Here is a 12,094-nt window from a genome sequence, read left to right as displayed (position 1 = left end):
GGCGGTAAACAGCATCGGACAAGCGTCTGCCGACGAGCAGGCGTTCAGGGCGGGATTTTTTTGCAGGATTCTTAACGACCACATGGAGCAGGCGATTCCAAGTTGCCGGCTTTGTGTCTTACCTGAGCCTGGGGCGGGTCGCAGGGGGGTGTGTGAACTTGAACATAAGTGGAAACGGCCTGGCCGGTCTGAAGGTCATGGTTATCGACGACTCGAAAACCATCCGCCGGACGGCGGAAACCTTGCTTAAAAAGGAAGGTTGCGACGTGCTGACTGCCGTCGACGGATTCGAGGCGCTGGCCAAGATCTCCGACCAGAAGCCCGCCATCATCTTCGTGGACATCATGATGCCGCGCCTCGACGGTTACCAAACCTGCGCGCTCATCAAGAACAATCCACAATTCCGGGGCACCCCCGTCATCATGCTGAGCTCCAAGGATGGCCTGTTCGACAAGGCCCGGGGACGCATCGTGGGCGCCGAACAGTATCTGACCAAGCCGTTCACCCGAGACGAGCTGCTTGGTGCCATTCATCGACATGTCAGCGCGGTATAAAGCCGGCGACTACAGGGTCTGAGGGGGACCTGTGGCCAATATTCTCATCATCGACGACTCGCCGACGGACGTGCGCGTGTTCACCACGCTGCTCGAGAAAGCCGGTTACAAGGTCGACAGCGTCGGCAACGCCGAGGAAGGCATCGAGCGCGTGCGCTCGGAACTGCCCGATCTGGTCATCATGGACGTCATCATGCCCGGCATGAACGGCTTCCAGGCCACGCGTACGCTTACCCGCGATCCGGTCACGTCCAACGTGCCGATCGTGATGATCACGACCAAATCCATGGAGACCGACCGTGTCTGGGGTTTGCGTCAGGGTGCCCGCGCCTTCATCACCAAACCGGTGAATGAAAAGGAGCTGCTGGCCTGCATCAACGATCTCCTGCCCAGCGCAGCCTGAGGCCATGATGAGCCAGGTGCAGACGCTCAGCCCGTTTGAAATCCTAGCCCGCTATGAGCGCCTGTCCCTGGCGCACGCCTCCGACACACCCGAAAAGCTCGAAGCCCCCGGCCTCTGGCGAGGCATCGGTTACCGCGTGGGTTCGCGCCTGTTCGTCAGCGGCATCGACGAGATCAGCGAACTGCTCGCCGTGCCGACCCTGACGCCCGTGCCGGGCACGCAGGCCTGGCTGCTGGGCGTGGCGAACGTCCGCGGTAACCTGGTGCCGGTGATCGACCTGGGCCGCTTCCTGTTCGGCGAACGTACGCTGCATTCGGAGCGTGCGCGTTTGCTGATGGTGCGACAGGGCAATGGCAGCGTGGCTTTGTTGGTGGACGAAGTGTTCGGCCAGCGCACGGTGGACGCGCAACAGCGCGTCGGTGCCGAGGCTGAGGACGATCCACGCCTGAGCCGTTTCGTCGACGATCGCGTCGGCGAGCCGCGCCTGGCAGTGTTCAGCATGAATCGTCTGGTGCGCGCACCGGACTTCCGGCAAGCGGCGGCCTGACGTAATACGCAACACAAGTTTGTAGGACCGGTGCCGGAAGCGGCCGGAAACAGGGGCAAAGTAGTCCCAGCCAGCGCCGGCAACCCCGGCGTGGTGTAGACGGGTGAGGAAACGAACATGAGCACTACAGGGGGCGTCGGCAAGGAACGGGGCTATACCAGCCTCATCGTCTTGCTGGTTATTGCGATCGGCTTCGCGGCGCTGGACTTCTTCATGCTCAACTCGAAGAACTCCGAGGACCGCCAGGCCATTGCCTTGACGACACAAATCCAGGTGCTTTCGCAGCAGACGGCGAAATATGCGCTGGAAGCGTCCGACGGTAACGTCGACTCGTTCAAGGAACTGGAAACCACCCGCAACGCCATCGACTCGGCCGTTCAGCGCCTGAACAAGGGCGACACGAAGAGCGGCATGCAGGCGTACGGTGACGCCAGTTCCACCCCGGCCGGTCGTGCGGTGAACGCACTGAGCAACGCCTGGAAGCAGCTCGACGCCGACATCGGCAAGATCCTGTCCAACAAGGCCCTGGTGCTCGATTCGGCCCAGCGCGCCGGCACCCTGTCGCGCGAACTGCCCGTGCTGAACTCCAGCATGGAGCAGGTGGTGAACATCCTGCAGCAGCGCGGCGGTAGCGCGGAGCAGACGTACACCTCGGCCCGTCAGATGCTCCTGGCTGACCGTATGATCCGCCGAGTGCAGGAAGTGCTGCAGGGTGGCGACGCCTCCCAGCCCGCCGCCGACGGCCTGTCGCGCGACGGCCAGCTGTACGGCTCGGTGCTCAAGGGTTTGCTCGAGGGCAACGCCGACGTCGGCGTCCGCTCGATGAATGACTCGAACGCCCGCAAGATCCTTACGGACATGCAGACGCAGTGGGACGGCCTGCAGGAACCGGTCAGCAAGCTGATCGGCGCCGCCGGCAACCTGTCCGAAGTGAAGCGCGCAGGCAACCAGGCTTCGCTGGATTCGCAGAACGTGCTGCTGCGCGCCAACGAGCTGGCCGACCAGATCGCCAAGCTGCCAATGCGCCGCCTGTTCCCGAACGTGTGGTGGGGCGTGATCGGTGCGCTGGGCGCGGTGGGCTTCGCCCTGGTGCTGGTGTTCACCCTCGTGCGCGACCAGCGCAAGCGCTTCCAGGAATCGGCCGAACTGAACACGCGTAACCAGGAGGCCATCATGCGCCTGCTGGACGAAATGGGTTCGCTCGCCGAAGGTGACCTGACCGTAAAGACCACGGTGACCGAAGACATCACCGGCGCCATCGCCGACTCGGTGAACTACGCCATCGACGAATTGCGCACCCTGGTGACCACGATTAACGAGACCTCCGAGCAGGTGTCGTCGTCGGCCCAGGAAACGCAGACCACCGCCCGCCACCTCGCCGACGCGGCGCAGAGCCAGGCGCAGCGCATCAGCACGGCGACCACCGCGATCAACCAGATCGCCAGCTCCATGGATAACGTGTCCAAGGACTCCGCCGAGTCGGCCGACGTGGCCGAGCGCTCGGTGAAAATCGCCTCGCGTGGTGCCGAAGTGGTGCGTGAAACGATCTCGGGCATGGACTCGATTCGCGACCAGATCCAGGAGACCTCCAAGCGAATCAAGCGCCTGGGTGAGTCCTCGCAGGAAATTGGCTCGATCGTGGAACTGATTAACGACATTGCCGAGCAGACCAACATCCTCGCCTTGAACGCCGCCATCCAGGCCGCGTCGGCGGGCGAAGCCGGTCGCGGTTTCGCGGTCGTGGCGGACGAAGTGCAGCGACTCGCCGAACGCTCGGCGAGCGCGACCAAGCGAATCGAAACGCTGGTGCAGGCGATTCAGTCCGATACCAACGAAGCGGTGAACTCGATGGAACAGACCACCGCGGAAGTGGTGGCCGGTGCACGCAAGGCGGAAGACGCCGGTAGCGCACTGGGAGACATCGAGCGCGTGTCGCATGACTTGTCCGCGCTGATTCAAAACATCTCGACCGCTGCACGTCAGCAGTCGGTGGCGGCAACGGACATTTCGCAGTCGATGAACGCGATCCAGGAAATTACCTCGCAGACTTCGCAAGGCGCGAGCCAGACGGCCGACTCGATCGGTTACCTGGCGCAGCTGGCCAGCGATCTGCGGCGTTCGGTGGCTCACTTTAAGCTGCCGGGCTGAATCAGGGCATGGGCGTGAACGTTCGCGAACACGCCCGAGGACAGGGGGGCAACCTCGTCGGTTGCGTAACGCTTTGTTGCGTGGCCGCTGAGAGGGGCGCATGAGACTTCAAGACCACATCGATTTCACCACCCTGCAGTGGGTCAAGCCTGAGCTTGACGAGACGCTGTCCATCGCCCGTGAGGCGCTGGAATCCTACGTCGACAATCCGGGCAACAGGGATGTCATGCGCTCGTGCGCGGACAGCCTGCACCAGGTGCAGGGCACCTTGCGCATGGTCGAGCTCTACGGCGCCGCCCTGGTGGCCGAGGAGATGGAAACCCTTGCCATCTCGCTGCTCGAAGATCACGTCGCCCAGCGGGAGGAAGCGTATGCCGCGATGATGCGCGGCCTGATGCAGCTGCCCGATTACCTGGAGCGACTGTCCAGCGGCCACCGCGATGTGCCGGTGGTCTTGCTGCCATTGCTCAACGACCTGCGCGCCAGTCGTGGCCAGCAGGCGCTGCACGAATCCGCGTTGTTCTCGCCGAACCTTGAAGTCACCCTGCCGGACGAAGCGCCGGCGGCGATGAACCAGGAAGAGGCCGAGCGCGCGCACGGCAAGGTTGCCGAACTGCGACTTCGCTTCCAGCAGCAGTTGCTGGCCTGGTTTCGCGGTCAGCAGCCGCAGCAGCAGCTCGCCGCGATGGCGCAGACGCTCGATGCGATTGCCGCGTGCTGCTACAGCATTCCGGGACGTCGCCTGTGGTGGATCACCGCCGGTGTGCTCGAAGGTTTGCAGCAGGGCGCCCTGAAGAGCCAGGCAAGTGAAGTGCGACAGCTGATCGGCAAGGTCGATCGCAGCATTCGCCAGCTCATCGAAAACGGCGAGAACAGCATGCGCGGCGGCGACGCCGACGAGCTGGCCAAGAAACTGCTTTACGTCGTGGCCGAATCCAAGCAGCGCACGCCGCGCATGGAACAGCTGCGTCGCACGTACGGTCTCGATGCTTTGCTGCCCGATGCGAGCGAGCTTGAACACGCGCGCGGCTCGATGTCCGGCCACAACCGTGCCTTGCTCGACTCCGTGGCCAAGGCCCTGAAGGAAGACCTGCTTCGCGTGAAGGAAGCGCTGGACTTGTTCCTGCGCCAGAGCGACGCGGATCCGGCCCAGCTCAACGGTCAGACCGAAATCCTCGAGCGCGTGGGCGACACGCTGGGCATGCTCGCCCTGGGTGTGCCGCGCCGCGTCGTCAACGAACAGCGTCGCGTGCTGGAAGAAATCGCCAGCCGCATGCGTGCACCCGACGAAGAGTTGCTGCTCGACGTGGCCGGTGCGCTGCTCTATGTCGAAGCCTCGCTCGATGACCACATCGAAAGCCTGGGCGCCGATGAGGAAGTGAACGCCGAAGCGCCGAGCAGCATGCTGCCGCGCAGCGAAGCGCGCCACATCCTGGCGACCCTGATGCAGGAAGCGACGGCCAACACCGGCAAGGTGAAGGAGGCCATCGTCGCCTTCGTCGAATCCGGCTGGCGCCATGAAGAACTGACCGACGTGCCGGCGCTGATGGACGAAGTGTCCGGTGCGATGCGCATGCTGTCGGCGCCGCGCCCGGCCGAACTGGCCGAAGGCATTGGCCGTTTCGTCGGCAACGAACTGCTGTGCGACCGTCGCGTGCCGACAAGCGTGCAGATGGACCACCTCGCCGATGCGCTCGCCGCGCTCGAGTACTACCTGGAAGCCGCGCGCGAACATCGCGGCGGCCTCGAACACATCCTGGACGTTGCCGAGCACAGCCTCAGCACGCTCGGTTACTGGCCGCCTCCGCCGGTTCGCACCGTGCTGGCTGCGGAAGAACCGGCCGCGCCGGCGGCACCGATCCATCCGTTCTCCTTTGCCAACGAACTGGCCGACGAGCCGGAGCTGTCCGAGAGCGTGAGCCTCGCCGACGGCACCGACCTGGGCAGCCTGGTCATCGGCAGCGCCTCGACGCCGATGCCGGCGCAGCAAGACATTGGCGGCCTGCGCCTGGCCGACACCGAACACTTCACGCCGCATGCGATTACCGCTGAGGGCGACGACTGGGTCGAGATCGAAGAGGAAATCACCGAGGAAGTGCCCGTGGCCGAAGGTGGCCAGGCGGTCCACGGTGGCTTCCAGCTCACGGCTGACGGTATCGACGACGACATCCGCGAGATCTTCCTGGAAGAAATGCAGGAAGAGATGGAAAACCTGCGCAGCGCCGAAGATGCGTGGCTGGCCGAACCGGAAGTGCTCGGTCCGCTGACTTCGATCCGTCGCTCGTTCCACACGCTCAAGGGCTCCGGGCGCCTCGTCGGCGCGCAGATGCTCGGCGAGTTCTCGTGGAAGGTCGAGAACATGCTCAACCGCGTGCTGGATCAGTCCATCGCGCCGAACGAAAACGTACAGGCGGTGGTCCACCAGGCGATTGCCGCGCTGCCTCAGTTGCACGCGTCGCTGAAGGGCGAGGGCAACATCACGGCGCCGCTGCACGCCATCATGGATGCCGCCGAGCGCCTGTCGGCGGGCGATCCGGAAGCCACCATCGCCGCGCAGGCGCCGATGACGATGCAAACCGTGACGCGCACGGTGCGCCGTCGCGTGCCGCGTGCCCATGTCGCTGCCGAGTCCATCCCCGCCGCAAGTCTGGCCGGCATCGGATCGGTCGACGAAGCGCCGACTGAGCCGGTCGAAAACGTCATCGCCGCACCGGTGATGCCGCCGGTCGACCCGGTCCTGCTGGAAATCCTGCGCAGCGAAGTCGCGCAGTACCTGCAGACCATTCGCCACAATATCAACCGCACGAACGACGAACTGCGCGTGGACGACGGCCTGTTGCGCGCCGTGCATACGCTGCATGGCGCCATCGCCATGGTCGATATCCCGCTGCTCACGCAGCTGCTGTCGCCGCTGGAAAGCCTGCTCAAGCGTCTGCGGGCGGCGGGTCAGCCGTTGTCGGCGGAAGGCGTGAACCTGCTGGGCCAGAGTGCCGACGCGGTCGATTTCATCATGACCCAGTTCGACGTCGCGCAGCCGCAGTTGCCTGACCTTGACGCACTGATCCATCGCATCACCGAATTGCGCGACAGCCAGCCGGAGCCGCAGGTGGCTCACGTCGTGTTCGAGCCGCACGCGGACGAGCTGGCGGAAATGGAAGCGGCCGACGAAGGTGCGCTTGCCGCAGCGCTCGATGCCGCGATGCCGGTCGATCACGACGCCGTTCCGTTCCTGGAAGCGTCCGACGAGGCGGCGAAACTCGACGCCACGCGCGAAGCGGCGCAGAAGGATCAGCCGGTCGACGACTACACCGCGGAGCTCATGGCCGCGCTGGGCGAGTTCGACGCAACGAAGGCCGATATGTCGGCGGCCACGCCGGCCGACGGCATCGCCGCATCGAATGAAGATGATTTCGCCGCGCTCTTCGGCGATCTGATGGACGAGCCCGAGGCCGTCGTCGAATCGACCGACGCGCCGTCGACCGAGTCGCCTGAGTGGCTGGCCGATGAAGCGACCGGTGAAGCGACGAGCGCCGAAGCACCGGCAACGACCATCGACGACGCGTCGGCGGACGATGCCATCGAGGAAGTCGACATGGTCGACGTGGCTCTCAACGACGAGGAAGACTCCCACGTCGAAGCCACGGGCGACACGCTTGCCATCGCGGATGACGCCGAACTTGACGCGCTGACGGCACCGCCGGTGGTGGAAACCGTCGAGCCGGCGCACGAGCCCGAGCCCGTCGTCGAAGAAGCTGCCGCTGCGCCGATCACCGTCTCGGCCGAGCGCATTCCGGTCAGCGACGATGCCGATGCGACGTGGTTCAACGGCGAGATCGATCCTGACTTGCTGGAAATCTTCGTCGAGGAAGCACGCGAAATCCTCGATCACTCCGACAGCGTGCTGGCGCAGTGGCGCGCCGAGCCGACGGAGCCTGCCCACCTTGCCGAGCTGCAGCGTGACCTGCATACGCTCAAGGGTGGCGCGCGCATCGCCGGCATGGTGCCGGTCGGTGACCTGACCCACGCCATCGAAACCATGCTCGAAGCGCCGATCGGGCGCGACCCCGCTCGCGTGGGCGACGTGATCGGTGCGCTGGAGCAGGGCTTTGACCAGTTGCACCAGCTGGTGCAGCGCGTATCGCAGGGCCGTGGCATCGCCTATCCGCAGGCGATGATCGACCACTTCGTCGGCATGGCCGGCGATGGTGTCGCCCAGCACGTGCCGACGCCGCTGGCGGCCGATCAGGTGCTGCCCGAGCTGTTGCCGGAAGAGGGGCAGTTCGACGAATTCCGCAGTACCCAGGAACAGATCCGCGTACGCGCCGATCTGCTCGACAGTCTGGTCAACCATGCCGGTGAGGTGGCGATCTACCGCTCGCGCCTCGAACAGCAGGTCGCCGGCTACCGCTTCAACCTGGTCGAACTGGACCAGACCGTGCAGCGTCTGCGCAGCCAGCTGCGCATGCTGGAAATCGAAACGGAAGCGCAGATCATCGCGCGCTTCCAGCGCGAGCATCGCGAAGCCGGCATGTCGGTGTTCGATCCGCTCGAGCTCGACCGTTACTCGCAGCTGCAGCAGTACTCGCGTGCACTGGCCGAGTCGGTATCGGACTTGGTGTCCATCCAGAGCATGCTCGACGAGCTGACACGTCAGGCAGAAACACTGCTGATCCAGCAGTCCCGCGTGAGTTCGGAACTGCAGGAAGGCTTGCTGCGCACGCGCATGCTCCCCTTCGACACGATGGTGCCCAACCTTCGCCGTACCCTGCGCCAGGCTGCGCAGGAACAGGGCAAGGGTGCGCAGCTGATCGTGGAAGGCGCGCACGGCGAAATGGATCGCAACCTGCTCGATCGCATCAAGGCGCCGTTCGAGCACATGCTCCGCAACGCCGTCGCCCACGGTATCGAAGCGCCGGAAGATCGCGTGAAGTCGGGCAAGTCGTCCGAAGGCACGGTGCGCATTCGCGTGGCGCGTGAAGCGACCGAGGTGGTGGTGCGTGTCACTGACGACGGCCGCGGCCTCGATCGCGAAGCCGTGCGCAACCGCGGCATCGAACGCGGCCTGCTGCGTTCCGATGCGCGACCGAGTGACGATCAGCTCCTCGCCCTCATCACCCAGCCGGGCTTCTCGACCGCCAGCAGCGTGACGCAGCTGGCCGGCCGTGGCGTCGGCATGGACGTGGTGGCAAACGAAATCAAGCAGCTCGGCGGCTCGCTGGCGGTGGAATCGCAACAGGGCAAGGGCACGACCTTCGTGTTGCGCCTGCCGTTCACCCTTGCCGTCACGCAGGCCATCCTGGTTCGCATCGGCGAAGCGACCTTCGCGATTCCGATGACGTCGGTACAGGGTGTGGCGCGCATCTCGCCGTCCGAACTGGCCGAACGCCTGGCCGAAGAGGAGCCGAGCTTCCCGTACGGCGGCGAGCAGTACGGCATCCATGACCTGTCCGAGTTGCTGGGCATCCCGTCGGGCCACAACACCGACGAGGCAACGCTACCGCTGCTGCTGACACGTTCGGGCGACCTGCGTGCCGCCATCCGCATCGACGCGGTGATTGGTTCGCGCGAAATCGTGGTGAAGTCGGTGGGCCCGCAGGTGAGCTCGGTGCCGGGCATCCTCGGCGCGACCATCATGGGTGACGGCTCGGTGCTGATCATTCTTGATCTCGCCCCGCTGGTGCGTCACGGCATCGTGCGCCGCCAGGAGCGCCTGGCCGAAGGGCTCAGTGCGGTTCCGGCGGTCGTCGTCGAAGAAGTCCGCGGACGCCCCGTGGTCATGGTGGTCGACGACTCGATCACGATGCGCAAGGTCACCGGTCGCGTGCTGGAACGTCACGAGTACGACGTCGCGACGGCGAAGGATGGCATGGACGCGCTGGAGAAACTCCACGAGCGCGTACCGGACCTGATGCTCCTCGACATCGAAATGCCGCGCATGGACGGTTTCGAACTGGCGACCGCGATGAAGGCCGATCCGCGACTGCGCGACGTGCCGATCATCATGATCACCTCGCGTACCGGCGACAAACACCGTCAGCGCGCATTCGACATCGGCGTCGACCGCTATCTCGGCAAGCCGTACCAGGAAGCGGAGCTGTTGGCGCAGATAAGCGAAGTGCTGGAGCAGCGTGCCATGGAGTCCACCCATGGCTGATGCGGCACCGGCAGTCGCACTGTTGTTCGATGATGTCGAGCTGGGCGGTCACTTGCGCGAAGCTTTGCGCGAACGCGGCGCCCGCATTGTTCATGAAGGCACGCTCGCCGCGCTGACCCGCGATGCGCTCGCGTCGGCAGGCGCGCAAGTGGTCGTGGTGAACCTCGATGACGACGCGGCTGACGAACTGGATCGGCTCTACGACGTCATCGATGGCGATCAGCCGCGCGTGGTGTTCAACGACGCGCAGGCCAGTCGCGGACTGGATGGCTGGGATCGCGCCCGTTGGGCTCGCCACCTGGCCGTGAAGGTGATGGCTGAGGGGGATATCGATCCGCCGCGTCCGGCAGATGCCCCTGCGTTCGAACCATCGCTGGAACGCACGCCCGTCGCCGCGCCCGAACCGGTTACTGATAACGAACCCCCGATCACGGTGGATACGGCGTCGGCCGAGTTCGCCACGTTTTCCTTCGCCGAGCCGACGGTGGATGAGGCCGAGCCTGCGTCGAGCTGGACCGCAGTCGACGTGCCGGTGCCGACGGAAGCCGAGCAGACCGCCGAAGCCTCCGAATCCCTGGCTGCCGAACTGGAAGCGTTGCTTGCCGCCGATGACGTCGAGCTTGCCGAGGATGATTTCGGCAGACTGAAGTACGACCTGGGCGACGTCGAAGTGACCTTGCACGACGGTGACTTCGGCAGTGACGTTGCCTTGCACGACGGTCATTTCGGCGCACCCGAATCGTTCGAGACGCAGGGCCCTGCACCGATCCCGCCGCCACTTCCCGTCGCGGAGTCGATGCTGGACGCGACGTCGGCTGCACGCCCGTCGTTCCAGCTTGATCACCTGTCGCTCGCACCGCTCGATGACACCTTCATGCCGTCCAGCGACGTGGTGAAGGTCGAGAAAATGTCAGCATCCGAAGCCCTGCATTCGGGCTGGTCGCTGGTCGATGATGAAACCCCGCTGACGTCGGGTGCGAGCGCGACGGCGGCCAGTGCGCCGGCCAGCAGTTTCGCGGTGGAGAAAGTCAGTGCGGCCGATTTTCTTGCGCCGGAAGGCGGCGACGAAACCGAATCGTTCCTGCAGCCAGGCATGAGCCTTGAGCTGGTGTCGATCGAGGAAGCCATCGCGCCACAGGATTTCGAACACGGTGGCAATGAATTCCAGCTCGGCGAACTGGAGGCTGCGATCAGTCGCGTCTTGTTGTTGGGCGCCACCAGCGAAAGCACCGATTCGGTTTGTGCGTTCCTGGCAGCCTTGCCGTCGAGCCTGCGCATGACCGTGCTGCACATCCAGCATCAGGGCCTGGACCAGGCCGATGCCGTTGCCGATCGCCTTGCGGCGCATTCGGCGCTTCCGGTGCGCGTGGCGACACCGGGCCTGCGTGCCCGTTCCGGCGAAGTGCTGGTGGTGCCGGCAGGTCGGCAGGTGCGCTTGTTGCGCGATGGCAAAGTGGAGTCCGACGTCGTGGATATCGGCGCGCAAAGCCCGTCGATCGACAGTGGCTTCACCACGGCGGCGAATGTCTTCGGTCGCAATGCGCTTGCCATCGTATTCACCGGACCGTCCACCGATGCGGTGGCGGGCGCGCAGGCGATCCATGATCGCGGCGGCAAGGTCTGGGTCGAGCTATCCAACGGCGAACATTTCGCCGATATGGTGCATGGCGTGGAAGCCGAGCGCCTCGCAAGTTTTTCGGGAACGCCGTTTGAATTGGCGGCACATTTGGTCGAGGAGTTTTCGGTGGAGGCACTGCGATGAGCGAGCAACCGTTGCCGCGCGAAATTCGTTGCGTACTGGTGCCAGTGGGAAACCTGCGTCTCCTCTTGCCCAACGCCACGGTGGCGGAAGTCATTACGCTGCCCGCGCCCGAGCCGGTGGAAAACGCCCCGGACTGGCTGCTGGGTCGTATTGCATGGCGTGGCTGGCGTGTCCCGCTGGTGTCGTTTACCCGCCTGGCGCACGCCGAAGAAGGCGATCCCTCGCTGGCCGTTCGCGTGGCCGTGCTGAAGGCCCTGGGCGGGCATGCCCGCCTTCCGTTCATTGCCGTGGTCACGCAGGGTTTCCCGCGCCTGACCACGCTCAACGCCGAGCTGATCATCCCCACGCACGACGGCACGCCACTGCCGCCGGGCGTGAAGGCCGAAGTGCTTGTGCGTGATGACGTGGCCGTGGTGCCCGATCTGGAAGGCATCGAGCAGGAGCTGCTTGGCCTGCTGGAGCTGGCGGACTAAATCCAGCCCGAGGAGCCGACAAGCCGCTCGCGTTGCGTGTTGCATGGGGAGAT

7 protein-coding genes are annotated in these 12,094 nt (G+C 65.0%); all 7 read left to right on the top strand.

Annotation, left to right across the window (positions count from 1 at the left end; all coding sequences use genetic code 11):
- Positions 1-197: 197 nt before the first annotated feature.
- The 7 genes from pilG to EYV96_RS08460 all read left to right on the top strand — a co-directional run bounded on the left by pilG (position 198) and on the right by EYV96_RS08460 (position 12,041).
- Positions 198-554, top strand: coding sequence for a response regulator (gene pilG / locus EYV96_RS08490; protein ID WP_205746149.1), 357 nt, complete (start codon positions 198-200; stop codon positions 552-554).
- A gap of 31 nt (positions 555-585) precedes the next feature.
- On the top strand, positions 586-957 hold the full coding sequence (locus EYV96_RS08485) for a response regulator (RefSeq protein WP_131150991.1): 372 nt from the start codon (positions 586-588) through the stop codon (positions 955-957).
- 7 nt (positions 958-964) lie between these two features.
- Positions 965-1,504, top strand: coding sequence for a chemotaxis protein CheW (locus EYV96_RS08480; RefSeq protein WP_131150990.1), 540 nt, complete (start codon positions 965-967; stop codon positions 1,502-1,504).
- A gap of 117 nt (positions 1,505-1,621) precedes the next feature.
- The gene (locus tag EYV96_RS08475) at positions 1,622-3,652 is read left to right on the top strand and encodes a methyl-accepting chemotaxis protein (RefSeq protein ID WP_131150989.1); all 2,031 of its coding nucleotides are present in this window, start codon (positions 1,622-1,624) and stop codon (positions 3,650-3,652) included.
- A gap of 100 nt (positions 3,653-3,752) precedes the next feature.
- Complete coding sequence (locus tag EYV96_RS08470; RefSeq protein WP_131150988.1) at positions 3,753-9,806, top strand: Hpt domain-containing protein; 6,054 nt, start codon at positions 3,753-3,755, stop codon at positions 9,804-9,806.
- Positions 9,799-11,568, top strand: coding sequence for a chemotaxis protein CheB (locus EYV96_RS08465; RefSeq protein ID WP_131150987.1), 1,770 nt, complete (start codon positions 9,799-9,801; stop codon positions 11,566-11,568). The genes EYV96_RS08470 and EYV96_RS08465 overlap by 8 nt, the downstream gene beginning before the upstream one ends.
- Positions 11,565-12,041, top strand: a complete 477-nt coding sequence (locus EYV96_RS08460) for a chemotaxis protein CheW (protein WP_131150986.1) — start codon at positions 11,565-11,567, stop codon at positions 12,039-12,041. The genes EYV96_RS08465 and EYV96_RS08460 overlap by 4 nt, the downstream gene beginning before the upstream one ends.
- The last annotated feature ends 53 nt before the right edge of the window (positions 12,042-12,094 follow it).

This window comes from Dyella terrae, assembly GCF_004322705.1.
In the GTDB taxonomy this organism is placed as follows: domain Bacteria; phylum Pseudomonadota; class Gammaproteobacteria; order Xanthomonadales; family Rhodanobacteraceae; genus Dyella_D; species Dyella_D terrae.
The sequence above is the reverse complement of the archived record's forward strand: the minus strand, read 5'-3'. Positions and strand labels throughout refer to the sequence as shown.